Below are 24182 nucleotides of genomic sequence, written 5' to 3'. Positions count from 1 at the left end.
AAAGAAAGGAAGCGTACATATGGAAACTTTTACATACTACCCGGGCTGTACGCTGAGAACAAAGGCTAAGGATCTTGATTTGTACGCAAGATCTTCTGCCGAAGCTCTCGGTATCGCTCTTGAAGAGCCTGCTGACTGGCAGTGCTGCGGCGGAGCTTATACTACAGCTAAAGATGAGATAGCTACAAAGCTTTCAGCGGTCAGGACACTTAATTCCGCCAAGGAAAATAACAGACCGCTTATCACAGTCTGTTCAGCCTGTCATAATGTCATCAAGCAGACTAACTACGATATTGCAAATGATGAAGAAATGGCTTCAAAAGTGAATAATTACCTGAAGCTCGATGAGCCGTATAGCGGCGAGACAACTGTTTATCACTATCTTGAAATGCTTCGTGATGTTGTTGGATTTGATAACCTTGCACAGAAGGTAGTAAATCCGTTCAAAGGCAAAAAGATAGCTGCTTATTACGGCTGCCTACTTCTTCGTCCTTCAAAAGCACTTGCAATGGACGATCCCGAAAATCCAACGATAATGGAAGATTTTATAAAGGCTATCGGCGGTACTCCTGTTATATATGCTCAGAGAAACGAATGCTGCGGCGGATATATAACATTGGAGGATAAGGCGCAGGCTTCAAAGAGAAGCAGTGCTGTAATGCGTTCCGCTCAGGATCAGGGAGCTGATATGATAATCACCGCCTGTCCTCTTTGCCTGTATAATCTTAAAAAGAATTCAGGCTCAGAGCTTCCTGTTTATTACTTTACAGAGCTTCTTGCTGAGGCGCTCGGATTAAAGGAGGGTAACCATGAATAAGAACCTGAAAGAACAGGTACTGCGTTCAAGCGGTGTAGATGTTCTGAAATGTATGCGCTGCGGAAAATGTTCGGGAACTTGTCCTTCTTACGATGAAATGGAATATCATCCTCACCAGTTTGTTTATATGGTCGAGAGAGGCGATATTGAGACTTTAATGAACTCAAAGTCAATATATAAATGTCTTACCTGCTTTGCTTGTGTAGACAGGTGTCCGCGAAATGTTGAGCCTGCAAAGATAGTTGAAGCTGTACGTCTTGCAGCTATCCGTCAGCAGGGCAATAACCATATGAATCCAAATCAGATACCTGAAATGCTTGATGACGATCTGCCTCAGCAGGCTATCGTTACAGCTTTCAGAAAGTACATAAAGTAAGGAGGAGATAGCACTATGCAGAGAATAGGCGTATTTGTCTGTCATTGCGGAACGAATATAGCTGCAACGGTTGACGTAAAGTCAGTTGCGGAAGCACTCGGACATGAGCCGGGAGTCGTTATCTCCCAGGATTATCAGTATATGTGTTCCGAATCGGGACAGAACCTCGTAAAGAATGCTATAAAGGAGCATAATCTTACAGGAGTCGTAGTATGTTCATGTTCACCGAGAATGCACGAGAACACATTTAGAAAAGCTGCGGCTGCGGCTGGTCTTAATCCTTATCTTGTTGAGATAGCGAATATACGTGAACAGTGCTCATGGATACACAAGGATATCGCATCAGCTACTGAAAAGGCTATAATCCTCGGTAAGGCTGCTGTTGCAAAGGTACATCTTAATGCTCCGCTTACCGCAGGCGAGAGCCCTGTAGCAAAGAGAGCACTTGTTATCGGCGGCGGTATTGCAGGTATACAGACTGCCCTTGATATCGCTGAGGCTGGATTTGAAGTAGATATCGTTGAGAAAAATCCTACTATCGGCGGGAAAATGGCGCAGATAGACAAGACCTTCCCAACACTGGACTGTGCAGCTTGTATCCTCACACCTAAAATGGTTGAGGCTTCTCAGAATGAGAAAATAACTATCCACTCATTCAGCGAAGTTACGGACGTAAAGGGATTTGTTGGCAATTTTACCGTTACTATCAAGAAAAAGGCTCGTTTTGTTGATGAGACAAAATGTACAGGCTGCGGTCTTTGTACTGAAAAATGTCCTATGAAGAAAGTTCCTAACGAGTTCAATATGGGACTTGACAACAGAACTGCAATATACATTCCTTTTGCTCAGGCAGTACCTAAGGTGGCTACTATTGATCCGAACTTCTGTATGATGATGAAAACAGGAAAGTGCGGCGTATGCTCAAAAGTATGTTCTGTAGGAGCTATCGACTACAAGCAGGAGGACAGATTCATTGAGCAGAAATACGGTGCTATCGTAGTTGCAACCGGATTTAATCCTATAAAGCTTGATAAGTATGATGAATTTGCATATAATCAGTGTCCTGACGTGGTTACATCACTGGAGCTTGAAAGACTTATGAATGCCGCAGGTCCTAACGGCGGTACGCTTCTTCGTCCTTCTGATAAGACTCACCCGCACAAGATAGTGTTCGTTCAGTGTGTTGGTTCAAGATGTGACGACAGCAAGGGCAAGCCTTACTGCTCTAAGATATGCTGTATGTATACGGCTAAACACGCTATGCTTATCCGTGAAAAGTATCCTGATACAGAAGTATATGTATTCTACATAGATGTGCGTACCCCGGGCAAGAACTTCGATGAGTTCTACCGCCGTGCAGTTGAACAGTACAATGTTCACTACATTAAGGGCATGGTCGGCAAGGTAACACCGCGTTCCGACGGAAAGATAGACGTACAGGCATCTGATCTCCTTGCAAACGAACAGCTTCATATTGACGCTGATATGGTAGTTCTTGCAGCAGCTATCGAGCCTGACAAGACTGCACGTCCGCTGGCTACAATGCTTACAACTCAGATGGATACCAACGACTTCTTTACAGAAGCTCATCCGAAGCTTCGTCCTGTTGAGAGTGCTACAGCAGGTATATTCCTGTCAGGTGCTTGTCAGGGACCAAAGGATATCCCTGAGACAGTTGCACAGGCAAGTGCCGCGGCAGCAAAGGCTATCGGACTTCTCGTTAAGGACAGCATCACCTGCAATCCGTGTGTGGCTCATTCAGATGAGCTTATGTGCAACGGTTGCTCGTCATGTGAAAAGGTGTGCCCTTACGGAGCTATTACATATATCGATAAGGAATTCAAAATGCCGGACAGAACAATTGCAGTACGCAGAGTCGCAAGCGTTAACCCTGCCGTATGTCAGGGCTGCGGCGCTTGTACAGTTGCCTGTCCTTCGGGAGCTATGGATCTTAACGGATTCTCGAACAACCAGATAATGGCGGAGGTAGACGCAATATGCAAGTAAATGAAAATAAAGAGTTTCAGCCGCTGATCGTTGCATTCTGCTGTAACTGGTGCTCCTATGCAGGTGCCGATCTTTCTGGAACTAACAGACTTAATTATCCATCAAATGTAAAGATCATCAGAGTGCCCTGTTCATGCAGAGTAAATCCGATGTTCATACTCAGAGCTTTCCAGCGCGGAGCTGACGGAGTTATACTCTGCGGCTGCCACCCCGGAGACTGCCACTATACGTCGGGCAACTACTTTACAAGAAGAAGAATGACTCTTCTTTTCAGTATGCTCGATTTTCTCGGAATAGAGCGTGACAGAACAAGAGTTGAATGGGTATCGGCAGCTGAAGGTGCAAAATTCGCTGCAACCATGAACGAATTTACAGAGGCAGTAAAAAAACTGGGACCTAACCGCAGATTGGAGGATTTACGATGCAGGAAGCAATGATAAACAGAGCTAAGCAGCTTCTGGCTGACGGCGCAGTAAACCGTGTGATCGGCTGGAAGAGGGGAGAATTCGCTTACGATATCACTCCTGCTGTATTTGAGACTGCTGAAGAGCTTGAAAAAGAGTTTGTATATGATGATTTCACAGCTGCAAATGTATCCAAGTACCTCGTTAAAGAGAGCAAGAAAGAGGGCAAGATACTTGCTTTTCTGAAGCCCTGCGATACATACAGCTTCAATCAGCTCACAAAGGAGCACAGAGTTGTCCGCGAGAATGTTTATATAGTTGGTATTCCCGGTGGTCCGAAGCTTGATGCTGAAAAGATCAAGGCAAAGGGTATAACAGGTATACTCGGCGTGAAGAATGAGAACTATACACTGAAAATAGATACTGTATACGGTGAGGAGATTATGCCCTTCTATGAGGCTATCCTTGATAAGTGTGCTACCTGCAAGAGCAAGAAGCACGTAGTATACGACGAGCTTATGGGTGAGGAAGGCGACGTTCTCGACTCAAACCGCTTTGATATGGTTGAGAAGCTTGAGAATATGACCGCTCAGGAGAGATTTGACTTCTGGAGGGATCAGCTTTCAAAATGTATCCGCTGCAATGCCTGCCGCAATGTCTGTCCTGCCTGCACCTGTGAAAAGTGCGTATTTGACAATCCCAACTCAGGCGTTGAGAATAAAGCTCCTGCTGACAGCTTTGAAGAGAATATGTTCCACATAATCCGTGCATTCCATGTTGCGGGAAGATGTACAGACTGCGGTGAGTGTTCAAGAGTATGTCCGCAGAATATCCCGCTTCATCTGCTCAACAGAAAGTTCATAAAGGATATCAATTCTCTTTATGGCGAATATCAGGCAGGTGAGGATACTACCTCACGTGCTCCTCTTAATGATTACAAACAAGACGATTGTGAAGCAAGTATCGTACATGAAAGGGGAGTTGAATAATGCTGAAAATATCACTTGATAAGCTTGACAAGCTTTTTGAAGCTATCTCAGCTTCACAGACTCTCTATATCCCTGTTGACCGTGAGGACGGTGCGGCTGAGTACAAAAAGTACGAAAGCGGCATGAAGCTCAGCAGTGCTCTCAATACTCTGCGCAGCGCAAAGGATTTCTTCTTCCCACAGACAGAAAATCTTGTTGATTTCAAAATGGAAGGCAAAAACATCGAAGTCATTGATGTACGTGAGGAATCCGAGGATTTCGTAATATTCGGAGTTCGTGCCTGCGACGCAAGAAGCTTTACAATACTCGATAAGGTGTTCCTTGCCGAGCCTGTTGACAGCTACTATAAGAACCGCCGTGACCACGGCACAGTAGTTACTATGGCTTGTGCACGTCCTGCCGAGACCTGCTTCTGCGGTACATTTGGCATTGACGCAGCTGCCCCAGAGGGCGACGCTGCCTGCTACAGCGACGGCGAGAGCTTATTCATCGAGGCCCATAACGAAAAAGGACAGAAGTTCATCGACTCGATATCTTCTCTTCTTGAAGAAGGCGACACAGCAAAGCTTGAAGCTGTTCGTGCTAAGACAAGAGAGATACTCAAAAAACTTCCTCTTGCACACCTTACTACCGATAATTTCGGCGGCGATAAGCTCAATGAGTACTTCAATTCCGATAAGTGGGGAGAACTCTCTGAGAGCTGCCTTGGCTGCGGTACCTGCACATTCGTGTGTCCTACTTGTCAGTGCTATGACATCAAGGATTTCAACACCGGTCATGGCATAAAGCGTTACCGTTGCTGGGATTCATGTATGTACTCCGATTTTACGAAAATGGCTCACGGCAATCCGAGACTTACTCAGCTTGAACGTTTCCGCCAGAGATTCATGCATAAGCTTGTGTACTTCCCGGCAAACAACAACGGAGAATTCGGCTGTGTTGGCTGCGGTAGATGCCTTTCCAAGTGTCCAATTTCTATGAATATCGTCAAGGTAATGAAAGCATTGGAGGTAAAGTGATGAATAACGATACATTGATACCTTACATTGGTGTAGTTACCGATATAAGACAGGATACTCCCGATGTAAAGACATTCAGAGTTGTTTCGCCTGATGGCGGCAAGGTATTCGAGCATATGCCGGGACAATGTGCAATGCTTTCTATACCGGGTGTTGGAGAGGCTATGTTCTCAATAACTTCTTCTCCTACAAATAAAGAATTTATGGAATTCAGTATAAAGAAGTGCGGCTGTCTCACAACATGGCTTCATGCTATGGACGTTGGTCAGCAGATAACCATTCGCGGACCGTATGGCAATGCTTTTCCTGTTGAGACAGACCTCAAAGGCAAGGATCTCCTATTTATCGCAGGTGGAATAGGTCTTGCACCTCTCCGTTCGGTTATCAATTATGTACGTGATAACCGCGCTAACTACGGCGATGTACAGGTAATATACGGTTCACGTTCAAAAGATGACCTCGTTGACTATCAGGAGATAATCGACGAGTGGATGGCTGATCCTAATATCGAGGTGAATCTTACTATAGACAATCCACAGGAGGGCTGGGACGGTCATGTAGGATTTGTTCCCAACTATGTCAAGGAGCTTAATCCTTCCACGAGCAAGACAGTTCTTGTCTGTGGACCGCCTATAATGATAAAGTTCACACTTGCAGGACTTAAAGAGCTTGGTTTCACAGAGACTCAGGTCTATACAACTATGGAGCTTCGCATGAAGTGCGGTGTAGGTAAGTGCGGACGATGCAATATCGGAAATAAGTATGTATGCAAGGACGGACCGGTTTTCCGTTTTGATCAGCTTGGCGAACTGCCAGACGAATATTGATAAGGAGATACTCGCATGGAAAATATGTTGAATGTTTACTTGTTCGGTAAGAAATATGAAGTACCTGCAGGTCTTACAATAATGACAGCTATGGAATATGCAGGCTATGATCTTGTAAGAGGCTGCGGCTGTCGTAATGGTTTTTGCGGAGCCTGTGCAACTATTTACAGAATAAAGGGTGAAATAGAGCTTCACGGATGTCTTGCCTGTCAGACAGAAGTACAGGAAGGAATGTATGTTGCAACACTTCCGTTCTTTCCACTTGAAAAGAGAGTGTACAACATCGAGGAGATAAAGCCAACACAGCAGATCATGATGCAGCTCTATCCCGAGATATACAGCTGTATCGGCTGTAATGCCTGTACAAAGGCCTGTACTCAGGAGCTTAACGTTATGCAGTATATCGCATACGCTCAGAGAGGCGAGTACGACAAGTGTGCAGAGGAGAGCTTTGACTGCGTAATGTGCGGAGTATGTTCATCAAGATGTCCCGCAGGTATTTCTCACCCACAGGTAGCTATGCTTGCAAGACGTCTCAACGGTAAATACATCGAGCCTGAGTGCGGACACCTCTCCGACAGAGTTAAGGAAGTAAACGAGGGTATCTTTGATAAGCAGATCGAAGAGCTTATGACAAAGGCTGTCGATAATATCGAAGAGATCAAGGATATGTACAATCACCGTGAGATCGAGAAGTAAAGGGGGAGAGAGAAAATGTATAAAATAGAAAAGCTTAATGAACTTGCAAAGGTAGTTGCAGCAAAAAGAGCTGAAAATGCAGCTCTCGAACCCAGACGTATGACAGCAGAGGAAAAGGACGATCTTCTTTCTCACTTCCATCCAGACTACAAGCAGGACGAATTTACTGTTCTTTCAGCAGGTGTAAACAAGGGCGATAAAGTGCCTACTCAGCTTGCTGCTCTTTTACAGGGCAAAAGCCGTATCAGTGCATCTGACGTAGATCTTTCTTCACCTGATTATGATACAGACGTTCTCATCATCGGCGGCGGCGGTGCAGGTGCTTCTGCTGCAATCGAAGCTGACGAAGCAGGCGTAAAGGCTATGATCGTTACAAAGCTTCGTATCGGCGATGCAAATACAATGATGGCTGAGGGTGGCATACAGGCTGCTGATAAGCCTAATGATTCTCCTGCAATACATTTCCTTGATGCCTTCGGCGGCGGACATTTTGCTGCAAAGCCCGAGCTTGTAAAGAAGCTCGTTACAAAAGCTCCTGAGGCAATACAGTGGCTCAACAAGCTCGGTGTTGAATTTGATAAAGAGCCTGACGGCACTATGGTAACTACTCACGGCGGCGGTACTTCACGCAAGAGAATGCACGCAGCAAAGGACTACTCAGGCGCTGAGATAATGCGAACTCTTCGCGATGAGGTCATCAACCGGGGTATCCCTGTTATCGACTTCACAGCTGCTGTTGAGATAATTCTTGATGATAAGGGCAGAGCCGCAGGCGCTGTTCTTATGAACATGGAGACAAAGGAACTCCTCGTTGCAAGAGCAAAGACTGTTATCATCGCAACAGGCGGTGCAGGACGTTTACATTATCAGGGATTCCCCACATCAAACCATTACGGTGCAACTGCTGACGGACTGATCCTTGGATATCGTGTCGGCGCAAAGTTGCTTTATGCTGATACATTGCAGTATCACCCGACAGGTACAGGCTATCCCGAGCAGATATTCGGTGCACTTGTAACTGAGAAGGTTCGTTCTCTTGGTGCAAAACTCGTTAATATTGATGGTGATGTATTCATGCATCCACTTGAGACACGTGATGTAACCGCAGCTTCTATCATTCGTGAGTGCACTGAGCGCGGAAAGGGCATTGAGACTACACTTGGCAAGTCTATATGGCTCGACACACCTATGATAGAGTATATCCACGGTGAGGGCACTATCGAGAAGCGTATCCCTGCAATGATGAGAATGTTCGGCAAATACGGCATTGATATCCGCAAGGAGCCTATCCTCGTATATCCTACTCTCCATTATCAGAACGGCGGACTTGATATCACTGATGACTGTGCTACAGGAGTTGAGAACCTTTACGCAGCAGGTGAGGTAGCAGGCGGTATCCACGGAAGAAACAGACTCATGGGTAATTCACTCCTTGATGTTATCGTATTCGGCAGAAATGCGGGAATTTATGCGGCTGCCAAGGCTAAGGAAACAACAGTTTCCGATAAGCTTACTCTCGAACATATCGAGAAATTCAACAAGGAGCTTGCAGAGTCAGGTGCAGCAAGCGATGTAGCTTCACCGATGCTTCTCCCAAAATACGCAAGAAAGAAATAAAATAATTAAATGGGACGCTGTAAAAAGCGTCCCATAAGTACGTATAAAATAAAAGAAAGTTAAGTGATATATAATGGATTTTTTTAACGGAATTCTTTCGATACATGATGTATCATTCCTTATGCTGTCAGTTATCGCTATTGCGGCAATTGGATATGTCCTCGGAAGAATAACTATAAAGGGCGTCTCACTCGGTACAGCAGGCGTTTTCATAGTTGCACTTGTATACGGCTGTTTATTCTATAAAGAACTTTCAGCCGAAATAAACGGAGATTTTGTAGGAAAAGCTCTGAAAATAGTCGATAATCTCGGACTTATTCTTTTTGTTACGGCAGTTGGATTTATCGCCGGACCTAATTTCTTCGGCAACTTCAAGAAGAATTTCAAATCCTATGTTCTTCTTGCAATTATTATAATCCTCAGCGGCGGACTCGCTTGCGCAGGGTGCATTATTGTTGGCAGGAACTTTACCGACCTTCCGAACGAACAATTCACAGCAATACTTACAGGCATTCTTTCAGGTGCACTTACAAGTACACCCGGTTTTTCTGCTGCTAAGGAAGCGGTTGGCAGTGATGAGCTTCAGGGACTTGTATCTGTTGGATATGCTATTGCTTATATTTTCGGAGTTATAGGTGTAGTTCTTTTTGTTCAGATAATACCTAAGCTTGCAAAGGCGGATATGGCTAAGGAAAGAGAACTTCTTGCCCCTTCTTCAAAGAAGTCTGAAAAAGGAAAGAAAATGTTTACTCTTATCGAAATGGATAGCTTTGGTATCATGCCTTTTGCACTTGCAGCTTGTTTAGGTATCATTATCGGTTCTTTCAAATTTGGTAATTTCTCACTCTCCACAACAGGTGGTTGTCTGCTTACTTCTCTGATATTCGGTCATTTCGGGCACATAGAAAAGATATCCATAATGCCAAAGGACTCAACATTAAAAGTATTCCGTGAGCTTGGACTTATGTTCTTCCTCATTGGAGCAGGAGTTGCAGGCGGAGCTCATTTTGCAGAGCATTTCGTTGCAGTTTATTTCCTCTATGGAATGATAATGACAATACTTCCTATGATAATAGGTTATCTGTTTGCAAAGTATGTTCTGAAGCTAAGCATCCTGAACAATCTTGGCTCTATAACAGGCGGTATGACATCTACACCTGCACTTGGTACTCTTATCAGCACAGCAGGAACAGAAAATGTTGCATCAGCTTATGCAGCAACATATCCTGTAGCACTTATATCAGTAGTGCTTGTATCACAGTTCCTTATAATATTGTTCAAATAAACAAAAAAGCCTGAGATCTTGTCTCAGGCTCTTTTGTTTATTTAACACCGTATGTCTCTCTGTACTCAAGCATTTTATCGAGATATTCTTTACCTGGAACGATGTCGTTTTTGATGGCGTCAATGATATCCTCCATAGTAACGATAGGATACACGATAACGCCGAAATCACGCTTTACTTCCTGTACGGCTGAAAGCTCTCCCGTACCTTTTTCCATACGGTCAACTGTTATTACCATACCTGTAACGTTAACATCAGCAGCAGTCATAAGCTTTGGCATTGACTCACGAAGTGCCTTTCCTGAAGTCATAACGTCGTCTATAATAACTACATTCTCACCATCTTCAAGTGTCTTGCCGACGAACATACCGCCCTCACCGTGATCCTTAGCTTCTTTTCTGTCAAAGCAGTATGAAACATCAATATCAAATTTGTTGCTGAGGGCTACGACAGCAGATACAGCAAGCGGGATACCCTTATAAGCAGGTCCGAAGAGAGTGTCTACAGGAATATCATTCGCTTTTATGCACTCTGCGTAGTATTCGCCGAGCTTTGCAAGCTGTGCACCTGTTTTGTAATTACCGCAGTTTATGAAATAAGGAGCTTTTCTGCCGCTTTTCAGTGTGAATTCACCGAAAGTAAGAACTCCGCAGTCCACCATAAACTTTATAAAGCTTTCTTTGTAAGTCATATGTAAACCTCCGTATGTATATTTATTAAAGCCTGCAAAGCAGGTTTAAGCCTTTAGATTATCTCGTAAATGTGACCACAGAAAGGACAGCGAGGATAATCTACATCTATTTCTGCGCCGCATTCGGGGCATATTTTCTGAGGAAGTATATCAATACTATCATCAATGCTCTCATTGAATCTTCCGACAAATCCTGTAGGATGAGTTACGGGAAATACGCCGAGCATGAGACCGCATTCAGAGCAGTAATATCCGAGAGTTGAGTCAACAGGTGTTTCACATATCTTGTCGTCTCCGTCATAAAAGGCTGCAACAGGATAGATAAGAGATGAACCTTTACCCGGAACACCTCTTTTTTCCATAGTAAATTTGCCTCTGTACATGGGCTTTCCACAGTGCAGCATTGATTATCCCTCCCTAAAAAGTGGTATAATACAATTATAGACTATTTCAGTAAATAATTCAAGACAATAAGAGCAGAAAAATAAAAATGTTGTAAAATTACGGAAAACTATTGCAAATGTATAAAAAAAGAGATATAATATATTTGTATGTCGTTTCGGCACATTTCGGTATGCCGATTACCGTAATTCGGCAGCTTTTAAAGAGTTGGGAGAAAAAATGGCTAAAAAGAAAAGTATAACAAGGATCTCTGACAAAAAACGCGGAAGACCAAAGGTAAGATTCAGCATATGGGGACTTATACTCATATTCGTTCTTTCGTTCTCTGCATGGTTTATTATATATATGGCAGCAGCTAACTTTAACGAAAACTTCTTCAGTGAAGAGTTCGGCAATGATAAAGATGAGGAAAAAAACGATAATTCACCTTCAGACAGCGCACCTGTCGACAATAATGTATCAGAGAGCGAGGAAGATGCTGATACAAACGCAACTGATAAGATAACAAATCCTATTGCACAGTCAGAAGCGAAAAGTGCAGATTATCTTTCATCGTGTTGTCTTGTTACTGATTCAACACTTATTGATATTGCTAAATATACAGATCTCAAAGATGTTATCGGAAGCAGCGAGCTTAACGCAGCAGGCTGCAATACAATTGCAATAGAGTCTTCCTACGGTACCAAGAGTGCTTATGAGGTCTTGCAGACAAAAAAGCCTGAAATAATATATATTATGCTCGGCAGCGATATAGGAACTTCCAAAATGGAAGACATGATATCAAGCTATACTGAATTTGTGAAAAATCTCAGAGGATATCTTACCGATGCGGACATTTATATAATGCAGCTTCCACCCGTTCATGATGATGCGAATGCCACTATAAATAACAGTATTATAAATGAGTTCAATACAAAGCTTCTTACTATTGCGAATATGAACAATGTATATTGCATAGATACAAATACCGCTCTCAAGGGTGTGGATGGCGCGCTTTCCGATGAGTATAGAGACTCCGCTACAGGAGAACTTACAGAATCAGCCTATAAGGCAATAGCAGATTATATACTTTGTCATACTGTATAATCTTAAGTCCCAAACACTATATATAGTGTTCGGGGCTTTTACAATCTGTAGAGGGCTTGAAACGACGGAATATCGCAAAAAGCTCTTTTTTAAATGATTTATGCACGAATATTACAATAAAACGCACAAAAATCCACAATTAGTTGTGCAGATACATCATTGACTTCTGCCTCGGAATGTTTTATACTTATAAAGAACCATTGAAAGGCAGACACTATATATTGTGTTTGGAGGTATGACAAAGAAAATGATAATCCATATTATTAAAAGAGACGGAAGAAAAGTTCCTTTTAATATAGAGAAGATAGCAAATGCTATTTTCAAGGCTGCGCAGACACGCGGCGGTACAGATTTCAATGTTGCAATGGACGTTGCTGTTGAGGTCTGCCGACTATACGAGGAACAGAATCCAGGAAAAACTCCAACTGTTGAAGAGATACAGGATCTTGTTGAGAAAGTCCTTATTGAAAAAGGTCACGCAAAAACAGCAAAGGCATATATTCTCTACCGTTATGAGCGTACACGCTCACGTGAGATGAAAACCAATCTGATGTGCGTGCTCAATGAGCTTACCTTCAGTCCCGCAAAAGACAGTGATATAAAGCGTGAAAACGCTAATATAGACGGTGATACCGCTATGGGTACTATGCTCAAGTATGGTTCGGTATCTGCAAAGGAATATTATGAGATGTACGTCCTTGAGCCTGCTCATGCTAAGGCTCACCGTGAGGGCGATATACATATACATGATCTCGATTTCTATACGCTTACAACGACTTGTACTCAGATAGATTTGAAAAAGCTCTTTACAAACGGCTTTTCTACAGGTCACGGCTTCCTCAGAGAGCCTAACGATATAGCAAGCTATTCTGCACTTGCCTGTATCGCTATCCAGTCCAACCAGAACGATCAGCACGGCGGTCAGAGTATACCTACTTTTGATTATGCAATGGCTGAGGGGGTAAAGAAAACTTATGCAGCAAGATATACACAGAATGTTGCAAGGGCACTTTCACTTATTGGCGGTGTGGACAATGAATTCGAGGTTGTAGATAGTATAAAGAAAGAGATATCTGAAAACTTCGGTCTGAAACCTGTTCTTGCACAGGATAACGGCTATCAGGAAAAGGAAATGGAACTTCTGCAGAAGTATACCGATAAAGAAACTGCTGTGAAAATTCAGGCTTTCGCCACAAGAAATGCTGAAAAAGAAACAGACAGAGCTACTTATCAGGCTATGGAAGCACTTATCCACAACCTCAATACCATGAACAGCCGTGCGGGTGCACAGACACCGTTCAGTTCTATAAATTATGGTACAGATACAACTCCCGAAGGAAGAATGGTCATAAAGAATGTTCTCCTCGCTCAGGAAGCAGGACTCGGTAACGGTGAGACTCCTATCTTCCCTATACACATTTTTAAGATAAAGGACGGTATAAACTACAATCCAACCGATCCTAACTATGACCTTTTCAAGCTCGCCTGCAGAGTTTCTGCTAAGCGACTTTTCCCGAATTTCTCATTTATTGATGCTCCGTATAATCTCCAGTATTACAAGGAGGGCAATCCTGATACCGAGATAGCATATATGGGATGTCGTACAAGAGTTATCGGAAATAACTACGATCCTTCAAGAGAGATAGTAACAGGCAGAGGAAACCTCAGCTTTACATCTATCAATCTTCCTCGTCTTGCTATCAAAGCTGATCACAACGTTGGTCTTTTCTTTGATATGCTCGAAGAAAAGGTAGAGCTTGTTATTGACCAGCTCATGCATCGTTTCAAGATACAGTCTCAGAAGAGGGTAAGAAACTATCCTTTCCTTATGGGACAGGGCATCTGGATTGATTCAGATAAGCTTTCACCTGACGATACAGTAGGTGAAGTGCTCAAACACGGAACATTATCAGTAGGCTTTATCGGACTTGCTGAAACTTTAAAGGCACTTATCGGTGTTCATCATGGTGAAAGCGAAGAAGCAAGAGAACTCGGTATCGAGATCGTTACATCTATGAGACGTCGTCTTGACGAGGAATCAAAGAGAACAGGTCTTAACTTCTCTCTCCTTGCAACTCCTGCTGAAGGCTTATCAGGACGTTTTGTTCGTATGGACGCAAAGAAGTATGGTATAATCGAAGGCGTTACAGACCGTGATTATTATACAAACTCTTTCCACGTACCTGTTTACTACCCGATAAGCGCATTTGAGAAGATAAAGATAGAAGCTCCGTACCATGAGCTTACTAACGCAGGTCACATCAGCTATATCGAGCTTGACGGTGATCCACTTGAAAATCTCAGTGCATTCGAGAAAATCGTTCGCTGCATGAAGGAGTCGGGAATAGGCTACGGTGCTATAAACCACCCTGTTGACCGTGATCCTTGCTGCGGATATACAGGTATTATCGGTGAGACTTGTCCTTGCTGCGGCAGAAAGGAACATTCAAACAATGTTGCTTTCGACAGGATACGCCGTATCACAGGTTATCTTGTAGGAACACTTGACCGTTTCAACGACGGTAAGCGCGCCGAAGAACATGACCGAGTAAAGCATAATGTATAAGGTGATATAAATGAATATCAGGATTGCCGGAACTGTTAATGACTCAATAGTAGACGGTCCGGGAATAAGATTTTCTGTTTTTGTACAAGGCTGTCCTCATAACTGTGAAGGCTGCCACAATCCTCAGACTCATGATTTTGACGGCGGAACTGTAACGACTACTGAAGAACTGCTTGAAAAGATTAAGGCCAATCCACTTTTAGACGGTGTGACATTCAGCGGCGGTGAGCCTTTCTGTCAGGCGGAAGCTCTTGCAGTGCTTGGAACGGAGATAAAGAAGCTGGGAATGAATATTATAACATATACGGGCTACACGTTTGAGCATCTTTACAAAAACCGTGATAAAAACCACTGGAACGAACTCCTTTCGGTTACGGATTATCTGATCGACGGACCGTTTATCCTTGCTCAGAAGGATTGGGAGATAAAGTTCCGCGGAAGTTCAAATCAAAGATATATTGACTGCAGTAAAAGTCTTACAGAAGGCCGTGCTATACAGGCAGAGCCATAATGATTTAACAGCATTAAAAAAGTAATAATACCTCTGATATACGTTCAGAGGTATTATTTTATTTACTTCACCACACTTTGTTACGTGTTTAGAGGCACATAAAAAAGCCCGAAAGCAAAAGCTTTCGGGCTTAAATATTAGAAAATGTAATAAAAATCCGCCTTGCCGTCATATAGTGCATAAAACCCGCACGAAGCAGGTGGGTAAACGCCCTTATGCTTCTCGCTCCCTTCGTCCGCTGAGCGGGAGGTCTGCAGTCCACATACGGAGTCGAATTCCCTATGATTATGTGTTGGATTATAAAAACTATAATTACCCGAACAAGGCAGAAATTTTTCTTTTCTTATATATATTATATCACAAAGAATTCAAAAAATCAAGAGTATTTTTTATGTAAAATTATTAAAATATGAATATTTTATTCTTCAAGCGTAGATTGTAAACGTTCAAGAAAAAATGAAGAAACCGATTCAAATTCGTCATCATCATCAATAGATGCAAGGATCTCTTCTCCGTCTTCCTCAATAGATTTTAATATAACGAGTTCGCAATCGGAATTAAGGAAATCATCATCTTCAATCGCAGGAAGCATAGCATAATACTGCTCACCATTGATTTCAGCAGCGTCAAAAAGCTCAAATTGTTTTTTATTTCCTTCTTCGTCGATGAGTTCAAAAAGATCGGGAGTGTATTCGTTCATTTCGGACATGATAATTCTCCATTCTGGCATATTTGCCTTTTGATAAACATATTATACACTATTTTGTCCGAAAAATCAAGAGGAAATATTAATATAATAACAAAGGTAAAAATGCACAATAAAAGGAGATTCGATTTGTATTATACGCTGATTTGCACTAATTATGCCCAAAAGTTAAAGGAATTCTATTGACATTTTACATATAGTGTGGTATTATATAGTCAAGGAAAAGGAGATACCGAAAGGAAACTCCGAGCTGAATTTACTTGGACTGAGACGTGAGTCTCAATGTAAATGATTATACGCGGAAGGGAGAGTGAGTCCGATGGAAGAAACGTTAAACAGCAGCGTGAAGCCGGCGGGCTTGCTGAGTAGAAGGAACTGATTAAAAGGGAATGTAGGCTGAAAAGCTTGTTCCATTGATGTAAAGTTCAAAAATGCTTTAAGTTCCATTTACAAGGCTAACGTAATGCTGTTTTAAACGGCTTCATGTCTAAACTCAGTTTGAATACAGATTATCTGAAATTTCGACAATGAGTCTTTAGATATATTGCGAAAAATCTTTTAGTAAAGGACGAGTCCAATGAGAAAATAGGTTATTACTTAATAAAATTGCATAATATTCGGATCGGATGAAGCGATACCGAAAAAATACAATTTATAGGTGATTCCAATGGAGAAATTCTAACATTGCTTGATTACTTTTATTAAAGGAATGATGTGCGTATGAAAAATAGGTACACATTAAAAATCTGATCCGAAAGGGTGAGTCCAAAGGGTAATTTAGCCAAGTGATGAAAGTCGCTTAAAAATAAAATAGAATAATGACAGCCCCGATGTAATGTCGGGGCTTTTATTTTTTCATCTGTTTGTAAGATGTTCTGAAGAATGGTATGTTTTTATACAATGATAAAAAAATAAATTTAGTTTATATACTTATTATATATTTTTTGAAAAAAACTATTTTTCCATATGCTATCATATATTTATCACAAAAATGCTTATAATAGAATATAATGAATAAGTATGGGAAGGATGAACAATATGTCAGATAATTATAACAATAATCAGAATTCAGATGATTTGTTAAATAATGATAATTATTCTCATGACAGCAGTGTTGATGATATAGATGTTCATAAAAGCAGCGAAGCGAGATTTGATGCAGGCTCATATTCTAATACTTCTGAAATTTCAAAAAAGAAGTGTAAGAAAAATATACATGTTCTTATGAAAGGCACTGCTGCAATACTTGCTGTTATTATTTTAGGTGCAGGAACAGTTCAGATATACAAATTTCTTGGCAACACAAGAGACGAACTTGTTGAGCTATCAGGCGATACATCAGCAAATACTGTTTCAAAAGAAGCGGTTGTAAATGACAAAGACAAAGAAGAGCTTCCGAGTCTTATAGAGCTCGCTTCACGCTCTGATGCAAAGCCTATCCCAGATATTGTCGATTCAATAATGCCTTCTGTTGTCGGAGTTGCTTCTTCGTTTGAATTTGAACAGCAGCAGTCATACAGTATGTGGGGCTGGAACACACAGCCTATAACACGTCAGGCTACATCTACCGGGACCGGTTTTATAATATCTGATGATGGATATATTGTTACAAATTCTCATGTTGTATATGATACGCAGTATAACGCAGGTGAAGCACAGGAGGTATCGGTTCTGTTCAGCGATGAATCAGAACATGAGGCGAATATAGTGGCTTATGATCTGGATACTGATATAGCTGTATTAAAGGTAGATGTAAAGGGACTTAAACCCGCTGTTCTTGGTGACAGTGATGAACTCAGAGTAGGGGAACTGGTGCTTGCAGTCGGTAATCCACTTGGATTTGATCTTTTCGGAACTGTTACAAGCGGTATTGTTTCTGCTCTCAACAGAAAGATCAATATAAACGAAAAAAAGATGAACTTAATTCAGACAGACGCTGCTATCAACAGCGGTAATTCAGGCGGACCTCTTCTTAACAGCTGCGGACAGGTCATTGGTATCAACTCTGCTAAAATGTCATCAAGCTACAGCAGTAATTCTGCAAGTATTGAAGGTCTGTGCTTTGCTATTCCTATGAAGGAAGCCAAAGATATAATTGACGATCTTATCAATTATAAGTATGTTACAGGCAGACCTCAGATAGGTATCAATACATCAGATATTGATGAAATACAGGCTCGTTTTTATAATATTCCAATGGGAGTCCTTGTACGTGCGGTACAGGACGGCAGTGCAGCTGATCTTGCAGGACTCAGAGTCGGTGATATAATAATTGATATTGAAGGAGAAACCATTACAACCGATAAGGAACTCAATGAAGTAAAGAATAATTATAAAGCAGGCGATGTAATCTCTCTTACAGTATACCGCGAAGACAAGAATATAAAGATTAAGGTAACACTTCAGGAACAGAAGAACATACGCGAAAATGCAAGACAAGAAACATGAGTTATATTTTTATATGAAAAAAGCTTCCGATTATATCGGAAGCTTTTTGTTATAGTTTTGAATTAGCTTTTGCGGTAAATTTCTCACTGTAAACAAGAAACCTTTTATGAATACCTTCTCCTATATCACCGGCTTCATCGTAAGCCTTAACGGAAAAGATAAGCTCACGTCCGTTGATTTCAAGAAGCTCAGCTTCAGCGCAGACTTTCATGTTTTTCGGAGTAGCAGATATGTGTTTAACATTAATTTCCGTGCCGACAGTTGTTTCGTCGCCTTCGAGAAATTCAGAAATGCAAGCGCAGGCTGCTTTTTCCATAAGCATTATCATAACAGGTGTGGCAAGCACCTCAAGGCTTCCGCTTCCGACATTTACTGCAAGTTCCTTTTCAGATACAGTAAGCTCTGATGTGCCTGTAATTCCTTTGATCAATTCTTTCATACTGACTCCTTAATCGTGGGTAGATAACTCATCATCGGGGATAGGTGATGGTGAAAATTCTTCAAGAACAACTCTGTCCATAGTTAAAATGTCAAGCTCTTCATTTCGCGGTATTTCATCATTATACTCGGTCGAATAAACAGGCAGTGTTTTCATATACCCGTTCATCTTTTCAATAAATGCATCATGTGGAGCATCAATGATATTCAGTATAATATATGGTACATAGAAGAATGAGAATTCATTTTCGGGAACATATGAGAAATCAGCATTGTAATTGCTCCAGAAAAAATACTTTTGCTGATAAAGAGGAGAACAGTTTTCACCTGTCAGACCAAGCTGATTATAAACACTTGTTTCGCCTCTCAGTGATGGGAAATGATCTCCGACAAAGAATACAAGAGTAGGCTCGTCTATCTTTTTTAACTCTGCAAGGAAACTGTGAAGTCCTTCATTGGTATGCTGTATCCATGTAAGATAGTTTACAAATTCATTATTTGGATCTTCACCCTGATCGTATGGCTGGTGATTCTGCATTGTTGTTGTATGGAGATAGATTGGCTTGTCAGAATCCTTTATCTCATACAATATCTGATCAAAAACAGTGGAGTCATCAACATATGTACCAAAGTGGTCTACAGGAACATTGAAGTCAGTCGTAGCATCCTGATCGTCATGATATACCATTTTTTCAAATCCAAAGTGACCGTATATCTTTGCTCTGCTGTAAAAATTACTCTGGAACGGATGAACATATACTGTATTATATCCCCAGCTCTTGTAATATTGAGCAAGTGCAGGCTGTTCGCGGTCTGCAAGCTCACGCTGAGGCATATTCGGAGTGTTTATTCCTCTTACAGGCAGACCGAAAAGAAGCTCGAATTCCGAACGTACTGTCCAGCTTGCATATGTAGGTGTTATTGCGATACCGCCCTTGCCTTCAGAAATCGCTCTGTCAAAATATTTGTAATAATTATCATCGACCTTGAGTTCGTTAAATACGCGGAAATCAGCATAGGATTCACTCATTATAACGATTACATTAGGCTTTTGGCCTCCATTGAAGTCCTCATAGGTATCAACAGGGATATCAGTTATCTGATTTATATATTCTTCGCTGTATGTCTCCGGTACTACAAGACGGTTGGCATAGCTTTCAGATGCTGTCTGTACAAGAAATGCAAGGAAATGATTCTTGTCGAATTTCTCGTTAAGCTTGAATGCGTTTGTAGCGTCAGTCGTGTCAAGCTTGAATGCATTATATACCGGCTTGTAGAACGATGGCAGAACTATTAATGCAGACATAGGCAGCAAACAAGCACAGCACATAGTCACTCTGCGTATAGGTGAAGCTTTTATTTTAGGATTCAGATAAAATGCAAGGTAAATAAAAGCAACAGCAATTACATAATATAGAATAAGCCGAGGAGTTATTTTTATATATGCAAAAGAAGTAAGACTTTTTACGCTTCTGACAAGCTTCATATCCGAAAGTATAAGGTGATTTCCGTTTGTTCCGTACTTAAAAAGTTCAGTGGTACTTAGCGCCATATATATGAAACTTTGAATAAGGATAGTCAGCCAGCCTTTTTTAAAGATTCCTAACAGGAAAACGAAGAACATCGCAGTAATAATAAGATCAAATAAAAAAACTGTCGGTCTGTCGGTAACGAGATTTACGAAAGAAGAGATATATTTTGACTGCGTTATTTCAGCCATACAGCAAATAAAGATCGGGAAAATGATCATAATAAAGGTGTTTAATTTACTGTATTTAACAGAATTCTTTTCTCGCTTCTCATTAAACTTTTTTAATTTTGGAAAACGCGGCTTTTTTTCTTCAGCAGGTGAAATTGCTGCTTCTATAGGATCCTTTACATCATTTATAAGTGCTTTTTCAGTCTTTACGGCAGAATCAAGAGCACTGTTTATTGTTTTTTTTGCCATTAGTCATCATCCTTCTATATAATATAGTTATATCTCTGTTCATTATTTAACACTACTAATATAGCATAATACAGGCAAAAGTTCAAGTTTTACGGTAAATTGTCATCATTTATTCACGAAATTCAGCGGTTTGGTAATAGTGTACTGCGGAATGTAATAAAAATTGTGCATTTTGTCAATTTACGACTTCAACCAACCTTTTTCCGCTGCATCGTAAATGATATACTTTATCAGTTCAGCAAGTTCGTCCGACTCTGAGAAATAGTCTGTATTACGGTTTAACACCTGTTCTTTGTGTATCCCGTGCTCCTTCCATGAAATTCCGTCTTTGGTATAATTGAGCAAAAGAGGCTGTATTCTGTCAAGCATTGCAGCAAAACGGGCATCGGCTGTTTCAGAGTCCTCAAATTCACGCCACAGAGTGTAGAATTCATTTTTCTGATCTTCGGGAAGAAGTCCGAAGATACGCTGTGCAGCCTTTTCCTCGCGTTCTGCTTTTGATTTGTAGCCTTCATTATCATAACAATATGTATCGCCTGCATCTATTTCTACGACATCATGTAAAAGTACCATTTTCATAACGTGAGAAACATCAATTTTTTCGTTTGAATATTCAGCGAGAAGAAATGCTAATATTGCAAGATGCCAGCTGTGTTCCGCATCGTTTTCCTTTCTGTCCTCGTGCAGCACATAGGTCTGACGATAAAGATTTTTCATTTTATCGAGCTCAAGCATGAATTCAACCTGCTTTTTTAGTCTGTCTTTCATATCATTTCCTCCTAAATAACCATTCCGCCATTTACAGCTAATATCTGACCTGTGATATACTCTGCCTGATCAGAAGCAAGAAATGCAGCTGCATCGGCGATATGTTTAGGTTTGCCGAATATGCCGAGCGGGATATCATCGCGTATCAGTTTAAGATCTTCCTCAGAAAATCTACTGTTCATCTCTGTCATAATAAATCCCGGAGCTATGCAGTTAACACGTATGCCTGAGGGGGCGACTTCTTTGGCAAGTGCCTTTGTAAAACCTATTACGCCTGCCTTGGACGCAGAGTAGTCAACTTCGCATGAAGCGCCGCATTGTCCCCACATTGAGGAGATATTTATTATATTTCCGCTTTTTTTATTTATCATTGAGGGAAGTACGGCTCTTGCGCAGTTCAGAGTCCCTTTCAGATTGATATTGAGTATTCTTTCGGTTTTTTCCTGATTTATAGATGTAAAAAGGTCTATTTCGGATACACCTGCATTGTTAATAAGCAGATCGATGTGTCCGATTGTTTTAATAGTATCTTTCACTAAATCATTGTTTGAAATATCAAAATGAACAGCCTGTCCGTTTATCTCGGAAGCAAGCTCTTCCGATTTTTCCTTTGAATTGTTGTAATTGATGTATACATAATAACCGTCGGCAGCCAGTCTGCGGCAGATAGCTTCACCTATACCACCTGCGCCGCCTGTTACAAGAGCTGTTTTCATAGTAGCCTCCTATAAAAATAATACTTTTTTATTATAACACATAAATAAAAATAAATCAAAGGCTTTGTAGAATGTTATTATAATAAAAATATTGACATTTATAGTTCGATATGATAGTATATAATGGTATGATTTTTAATTTAGTACCTTTTTTGTTTTTCTGGTATTTGCGGTGATCTACTGAGTATTCTGTACTGACAAAGCTTTATTCTCGTTTATTCTTTTTAAATAATGTCAATATACTTGAAATTGTAAGGAAATAATGTTACAATAAATATATATTTATATAGGAGTGTTTAATTTGGATCAGAAAAAAATAGATCGTATAAATGAGCTTGCAAGAAAGTCCAAAAGCGAAGGACTTACAGAAGCTGAAAAGGCTGAACAGACTGAACTTCGCAACGAGTACAGAAGAGCTGTTACGGGAAATCTTGCTGCTCAGCTTGATAATACATACATATTGACTCCTGACGGCAAAAAGCGTAAGGTAGGCAGAAACAGGTGATATTATGGATCATAGGGAACTTCTGGCACAGGCAGTAAAAGCGGCTGAAATGTCTTATTCAAAATATTCGGGGTTCTCAGTTGGTGCAGCTTTGCTCACAACTGATGGTGTTATTTTCAAAGGATGTAATATTGAGAACGCGTCTTTTTCACTTACTAACTGTGCCGAGCGTACAGCTATATTTAAGGCGGTATCTGAAGGATATACAAGTTTTTCGGCTATTGCCATAGCAGGAAGCAGTGACAGAGATTTTTCAAAGCCATGTTATCCCTGCGGAGCTTGTTTGCAGGTGCTCAGTGAGTTCTGCGGAGATGATCTTGTAATAGTTCTGGCTGACGGTGAATACAGGCTTTCGGATTTTCTTCCGAAACGTTTCGGTGAGGAAAGCATGAAATGATGTATATATCCGAAGTCACTGAACATAAGGAAGAATACATGTATCTGCTTCTGCTCGGTGATGAACAGAGAGAAATGATATATAAGTACCTTGACAGAGGCAGACTTTTCGTTGTGAAGAACGATGATAATGTCTGTGCTGTGTGCATAGTGACAGATGAGAGCGATTTTGTCCTTGAACTAAAGAATATCTCTGTTGCGGAGCGTTACCAGCGTCAGGGTATAGGTAAAAAGCTTATTTGCTTTATTGAAGATAAGTTTTCAGAAGCTTTTAAAAAGCTTACTGTCGGAACAGGAGACAGCCCCCTGACAGTACCTTTTTATGAAAGCTGTGGTTTCAGAAAATGCGGTGTTATCAAAAATTTTTTCATTGATAACTACGATCACCCGATAATTGAGTCAGGTGTCAGGTTGTGTGATATGATATGTTTTGAAAAGGAGCTTTCCGGGAATTATGGAACAGATTGATAAGGTCTTACCGAAATACGGGGAAAATATAATAGTCGGAGTAATGTTCAAGAAGCATTTTGAATGGTATGTAGCTCCGAAAAATCTCTGGAAAATGGACTATAAAAAGCTTTATTCCGTGTGGGAGGCTGCTTATAAGAAAAGCGGCAGGACACAGGATCAGCTTGAAAAGGATATCGGCACTTATGAGCAGTTCTGCGATAAGCGCTGGGGAATAGAAGTGCTTGACGGTTTTACTGCAAGCCATTTCCTTGCACATCTGTTTAAATGCAGGTATTCTTCCGATGAACTCAGACTGCTCAGAATGGTAGCCCATGATGACAAGAAGATCGATTATGAAGCTTCCATGTTCATTGATTTCGACAGTAATACTATGTATTCACAGTTCCCGAGACCTGAGAATTTCGAGAATTTTGTTCCCATTGGCTGGAGAGGTGAGCACGTTAGCTTTATGTCGCTGATACCTGATGATAAGCGTTATTGATAGCGGAGG

The 24182-nt window shown here is 41.2% G+C and carries 25 protein-coding genes and 1 other RNA gene; 18 read left to right on the top strand and 8 right to left on the bottom strand.

Features of this window, described 5'->3' with window-relative positions:
- Window positions 1-19 precede the first annotated feature (19 nt).
- The 10 genes from L870_RS0102050 (at window position 20) to L870_RS0102005 (ending at window position 10040) form a co-directional block, all read left to right on the top strand.
- Window positions 20-817: a CoB--CoM heterodisulfide reductase iron-sulfur subunit B family protein gene (locus tag L870_RS0102050; RefSeq protein WP_028516714.1), complete on the top strand. Its 798-nt coding sequence runs from the start codon at window positions 20-22 to the stop codon at window positions 815-817.
- Entirely contained in the window at window positions 810-1193 is a 384-nt protein-coding gene (locus tag L870_RS0102045) for a 4Fe-4S dicluster domain-containing protein (RefSeq protein WP_028516713.1), read from the top strand. Before L870_RS0102050 ends, L870_RS0102045 begins: the two co-directional genes overlap by 8 nt.
- A 15-nt stretch (window positions 1194-1208) precedes the next feature.
- Window positions 1209-3200 carry a CoB--CoM heterodisulfide reductase iron-sulfur subunit A family protein gene (locus L870_RS0102040; RefSeq protein ID WP_028516712.1) on the top strand — a complete coding sequence of 664 codons (1992 nt, stop codon included), beginning with the start codon at window positions 1209-1211 and terminating at the stop codon, window positions 3198-3200.
- Window positions 3191-3637 (top strand): hydrogenase iron-sulfur subunit, encoded by a 447-nt coding sequence (locus tag L870_RS0102035; protein ID WP_028516711.1) that lies wholly within the window; start codon window positions 3191-3193, stop codon window positions 3635-3637. The genes L870_RS0102040 and L870_RS0102035 overlap by 10 nt, the downstream gene beginning before the upstream one ends.
- The gene (locus L870_RS0102030; RefSeq protein WP_028516710.1) at window positions 3622-4593 is read left to right on the top strand and encodes a 4Fe-4S dicluster domain-containing protein; all 972 of its coding nucleotides are present in this window, start codon (window positions 3622-3624) and stop codon (window positions 4591-4593) included. Before L870_RS0102035 ends, L870_RS0102030 begins: the two co-directional genes overlap by 16 nt.
- The gene (locus tag L870_RS0102025; RefSeq protein WP_028516709.1) at window positions 4593-5612 is read left to right on the top strand and encodes a 4Fe-4S dicluster domain-containing protein; all 1020 of its coding nucleotides are present in this window, start codon (window positions 4593-4595) and stop codon (window positions 5610-5612) included. Before L870_RS0102030 ends, L870_RS0102025 begins: the two co-directional genes overlap by 1 nt.
- Window positions 5612-6439, top strand: coding sequence for an FAD/NAD(P)-binding protein (locus L870_RS0102020; protein ID WP_028516708.1), 828 nt, complete (start codon window positions 5612-5614; stop codon window positions 6437-6439). Before L870_RS0102025 ends, L870_RS0102020 begins: the two co-directional genes overlap by 1 nt.
- Before the next feature lie 15 nt (window positions 6440-6454).
- Complete coding sequence (locus tag L870_RS0102015; RefSeq protein WP_028516707.1) at window positions 6455-7138, top strand: 4Fe-4S dicluster domain-containing protein; 684 nt, start codon at window positions 6455-6457, stop codon at window positions 7136-7138.
- Between the two features lie 15 nt (window positions 7139-7153).
- On the top strand, window positions 7154-8755 hold the full coding sequence (locus L870_RS0102010) for an FAD-dependent oxidoreductase (RefSeq protein WP_028516706.1): 1602 nt from the start codon (window positions 7154-7156) through the stop codon (window positions 8753-8755).
- A 73-nt stretch (window positions 8756-8828) separates the two neighbouring features.
- Window positions 8829-10040, top strand: a complete 1212-nt coding sequence (locus L870_RS0102005) for an aspartate-alanine antiporter-like transporter (protein WP_028516705.1) — start codon at window positions 8829-8831, stop codon at window positions 10038-10040.
- Window positions 10041-10077: 37 nt separating this feature from the next.
- Here the strand turns inward: L870_RS0102005 and pyrE are convergent, their stop codons facing one another.
- Together pyrE and L870_RS0101995 are read right to left on the bottom strand one after the other, a co-directional pair.
- Entirely contained in the window at window positions 10078-10731 is a 654-nt protein-coding gene (pyrE, locus tag L870_RS0102000; protein ID WP_028516704.1) for an orotate phosphoribosyltransferase, read from the bottom strand.
- A gap of 53 nt (window positions 10732-10784) precedes the next feature.
- Window positions 10785-11135 carry a zinc ribbon domain-containing protein gene (locus L870_RS0101995; protein WP_028516703.1) on the bottom strand — a complete coding sequence of 117 codons (351 nt, stop codon included), beginning with the start codon at window positions 11133-11135 and terminating at the stop codon, window positions 10785-10787.
- Window positions 11136-11352: 217 nt separating this feature from the next.
- On the opposite strand from L870_RS0101995, the gene L870_RS0101990 reads away from it, so the two are divergent.
- The 3 genes from L870_RS0101990 (at window position 11353) to nrdG (ending at window position 15296) form a co-directional block, all read left to right on the top strand.
- Entirely contained in the window at window positions 11353-12219 is an 867-nt protein-coding gene (locus L870_RS0101990; protein ID WP_028516702.1) for an SGNH/GDSL hydrolase family protein, read from the top strand.
- Window positions 12220-12466: 247 nt separating this feature from the next.
- Entirely contained in the window at window positions 12467-14785 is a 2319-nt protein-coding gene (locus L870_RS0101985; protein ID WP_028516701.1) for an anaerobic ribonucleoside triphosphate reductase, read from the top strand.
- A 10-nt stretch (window positions 14786-14795) separates the two neighbouring features.
- Window positions 14796-15296 (top strand): anaerobic ribonucleoside-triphosphate reductase activating protein, encoded by a 501-nt coding sequence (gene nrdG, locus L870_RS0101980; RefSeq protein ID WP_028516700.1) that lies wholly within the window; start codon window positions 14796-14798, stop codon window positions 15294-15296.
- 150 nt (window positions 15297-15446) lie between these two features.
- Here nrdG and ssrS read toward each other — a convergent pair.
- Both ssrS and L870_RS0101975 read right to left on the bottom strand, forming a co-directional pair.
- Window positions 15447-15631: non-coding RNA, 6S RNA (ssrS, locus tag L870_RS18850), on the bottom strand.
- A gap of 83 nt (window positions 15632-15714) precedes the next feature.
- Window positions 15715-16005 (bottom strand): DUF1292 domain-containing protein, encoded by a 291-nt coding sequence (locus L870_RS0101975; protein WP_037270757.1) that lies wholly within the window; start codon window positions 16003-16005, stop codon window positions 15715-15717.
- 1035 nt (window positions 16006-17040) lie between these two features.
- Between L870_RS0101975 and L870_RS0101970 the strand changes: the two genes are divergently transcribed.
- Complete coding sequence (locus L870_RS0101970) at window positions 17041-18450, top strand: S1C family serine protease (protein WP_028516698.1); 1410 nt, start codon at window positions 17041-17043, stop codon at window positions 18448-18450.
- 49 nt (window positions 18451-18499) lie between these two features.
- Here L870_RS0101970 and L870_RS0101965 read toward each other — a convergent pair whose 3' ends face one another.
- The 4 genes from L870_RS0101965 to ymfI all read right to left on the bottom strand — a co-directional run bounded on the left by L870_RS0101965 (window position 18500) and on the right by ymfI (window position 22320).
- On the bottom strand, window positions 18500-18889 hold the full coding sequence (locus L870_RS0101965) for a thioesterase family protein (RefSeq protein ID WP_028516697.1): 390 nt from the start codon (window positions 18887-18889) through the stop codon (window positions 18500-18502).
- A 9-nt stretch (window positions 18890-18898) separates the two neighbouring features.
- The gene (locus L870_RS0101960) at window positions 18899-20836 is read right to left on the bottom strand and encodes an LTA synthase family protein (RefSeq protein ID WP_028516696.1); all 1938 of its coding nucleotides are present in this window, start codon (window positions 20834-20836) and stop codon (window positions 18899-18901) included.
- Window positions 20837-21016: 180 nt separating this feature from the next.
- Window positions 21017-21604, bottom strand: coding sequence for an HD domain-containing protein (locus L870_RS0101955; protein WP_028516695.1), 588 nt, complete (start codon window positions 21602-21604; stop codon window positions 21017-21019).
- 11 nt (window positions 21605-21615) lie between these two features.
- On the bottom strand, window positions 21616-22320 hold the full coding sequence (gene ymfI, locus L870_RS0101950; RefSeq protein WP_028516694.1) for an elongation factor P 5-aminopentanone reductase: 705 nt from the start codon (window positions 22318-22320) through the stop codon (window positions 21616-21618).
- 301 nt (window positions 22321-22621) lie between these two features.
- Here ymfI and L870_RS0101945 point away from each other — a divergent pair, with 301 nt between their 5' ends.
- From L870_RS0101945 to L870_RS0101930, 4 genes are read left to right on the top strand one after another with little or no spacing between them, the layout of a single operon-like run.
- Window positions 22622-22825: a DUF896 domain-containing protein gene (locus L870_RS0101945; RefSeq protein ID WP_028516693.1), complete on the top strand. Its 204-nt coding sequence runs from the start codon at window positions 22622-22624 to the stop codon at window positions 22823-22825.
- A 4-nt stretch (window positions 22826-22829) separates the two neighbouring features.
- Window positions 22830-23222: a cytidine deaminase gene (locus L870_RS0101940; RefSeq protein WP_028516692.1), complete on the top strand. Its 393-nt coding sequence runs from the start codon at window positions 22830-22832 to the stop codon at window positions 23220-23222.
- A 38-nt stretch (window positions 23223-23260) separates the two neighbouring features.
- Window positions 23261-23689, top strand: coding sequence for a GNAT family N-acetyltransferase (locus L870_RS0101935; RefSeq protein ID WP_341349452.1), 429 nt, complete (start codon window positions 23261-23263; stop codon window positions 23687-23689).
- Window positions 23676-24173 carry a hypothetical protein gene (locus tag L870_RS0101930; protein ID WP_028516690.1) on the top strand — a complete coding sequence of 166 codons (498 nt, stop codon included), beginning with the start codon at window positions 23676-23678 and terminating at the stop codon, window positions 24171-24173. The genes L870_RS0101935 and L870_RS0101930 overlap by 14 nt, the downstream gene beginning before the upstream one ends.
- The last annotated feature ends 9 nt before the right edge of the window (window positions 24174-24182 follow it).

Origin of the sequence: Ruminococcus flavefaciens ATCC 19208 (assembly GCF_000518765.1) — a bacterium.
Taxonomy (GTDB): Bacteria; Bacillota; Clostridia; order Oscillospirales; family Ruminococcaceae; genus Ruminococcus; species Ruminococcus flavefaciens.
This window is presented reverse-complemented; position numbering and strand designations above follow the sequence as displayed.

Excerpts from the sequence above, each read along its gene's own strand:
- L870_RS0102035 (WP_028516711.1), top strand. The coding sequence starts at position 3,191 with ATGCAAGTAAATGAAAATAAAGAGTTTCAGCCGCTGATCGTTGCATTC.
- L870_RS0101995 (WP_028516703.1), bottom strand. The coding sequence starts at position 11,135 with ATGCTGCACTGTGGAAAGCCCATGTACAGAGGCAAATTTACTATGGAA.
- L870_RS0102005 (WP_028516705.1), top strand. The coding sequence starts at position 8,829 with ATGGATTTTTTTAACGGAATTCTTTCGATACATGATGTATCATTCCTT.
- L870_RS0102050 (WP_028516714.1), top strand. The coding sequence starts at position 20 with ATGGAAACTTTTACATACTACCCGGGCTGTACGCTGAGAACAAAGGCT.
- L870_RS0101930 (WP_028516690.1), top strand. The coding sequence starts at position 23,676 with ATGGAACAGATTGATAAGGTCTTACCGAAATACGGGGAAAATATAATA.
- L870_RS0101985 (WP_028516701.1), top strand. The coding sequence starts at position 12,467 with ATGATAATCCATATTATTAAAAGAGACGGAAGAAAAGTTCCTTTTAAT.
- L870_RS0101960 (WP_028516696.1), bottom strand. The coding sequence starts at position 20,836 with ATGGCAAAAAAAACAATAAACAGTGCTCTTGATTCTGCCGTAAAGACT.
- L870_RS0102015 (WP_028516707.1), top strand. The coding sequence starts at position 6,455 with ATGGAAAATATGTTGAATGTTTACTTGTTCGGTAAGAAATATGAAGTA.
- L870_RS0102010 (WP_028516706.1), top strand. The coding sequence starts at position 7,154 with ATGTATAAAATAGAAAAGCTTAATGAACTTGCAAAGGTAGTTGCAGCA.
- pyrE (WP_028516704.1), bottom strand. The coding sequence starts at position 10,731 with ATGACTTACAAAGAAAGCTTTATAAAGTTTATGGTGGACTGCGGAGTT.
- ymfI (WP_028516694.1), bottom strand. The coding sequence starts at position 22,320 with ATGAAAACAGCTCTTGTAACAGGCGGCGCAGGTGGTATAGGTGAAGCT.
- L870_RS0101975 (WP_037270757.1), bottom strand. The coding sequence starts at position 16,005 with ATGTCCGAAATGAACGAATACACTCCCGATCTTTTTGAACTCATCGAC.
- nrdG (WP_028516700.1), top strand. The coding sequence starts at position 14,796 with ATGAATATCAGGATTGCCGGAACTGTTAATGACTCAATAGTAGACGGT.
- L870_RS0101970 (WP_028516698.1), top strand. The coding sequence starts at position 17,041 with ATGTCAGATAATTATAACAATAATCAGAATTCAGATGATTTGTTAAAT.
- L870_RS0101955 (WP_028516695.1), bottom strand. The coding sequence starts at position 21,604 with ATGAAAGACAGACTAAAAAAGCAGGTTGAATTCATGCTTGAGCTCGAT.
- L870_RS0101940 (WP_028516692.1), top strand. The coding sequence starts at position 22,830 with ATGGATCATAGGGAACTTCTGGCACAGGCAGTAAAAGCGGCTGAAATG.
- L870_RS0101990 (WP_028516702.1), top strand. The coding sequence starts at position 11,353 with ATGGCTAAAAAGAAAAGTATAACAAGGATCTCTGACAAAAAACGCGGA.
- L870_RS0102030 (WP_028516710.1), top strand. The coding sequence starts at position 3,622 with ATGCAGGAAGCAATGATAAACAGAGCTAAGCAGCTTCTGGCTGACGGC.
- L870_RS0102020 (WP_028516708.1), top strand. The coding sequence starts at position 5,612 with ATGAATAACGATACATTGATACCTTACATTGGTGTAGTTACCGATATA.
- L870_RS0101965 (WP_028516697.1), bottom strand. The coding sequence starts at position 18,889 with ATGAAAGAATTGATCAAAGGAATTACAGGCACATCAGAGCTTACTGTA.
- L870_RS0102045 (WP_028516713.1), top strand. The coding sequence starts at position 810 with ATGAATAAGAACCTGAAAGAACAGGTACTGCGTTCAAGCGGTGTAGAT.
- L870_RS0102040 (WP_028516712.1), top strand. The coding sequence starts at position 1,209 with ATGCAGAGAATAGGCGTATTTGTCTGTCATTGCGGAACGAATATAGCT.
- L870_RS0102025 (WP_028516709.1), top strand. The coding sequence starts at position 4,593 with ATGCTGAAAATATCACTTGATAAGCTTGACAAGCTTTTTGAAGCTATC.
- L870_RS0101935 (WP_341349452.1), top strand. The coding sequence starts at position 23,261 with ATGTATCTGCTTCTGCTCGGTGATGAACAGAGAGAAATGATATATAAG.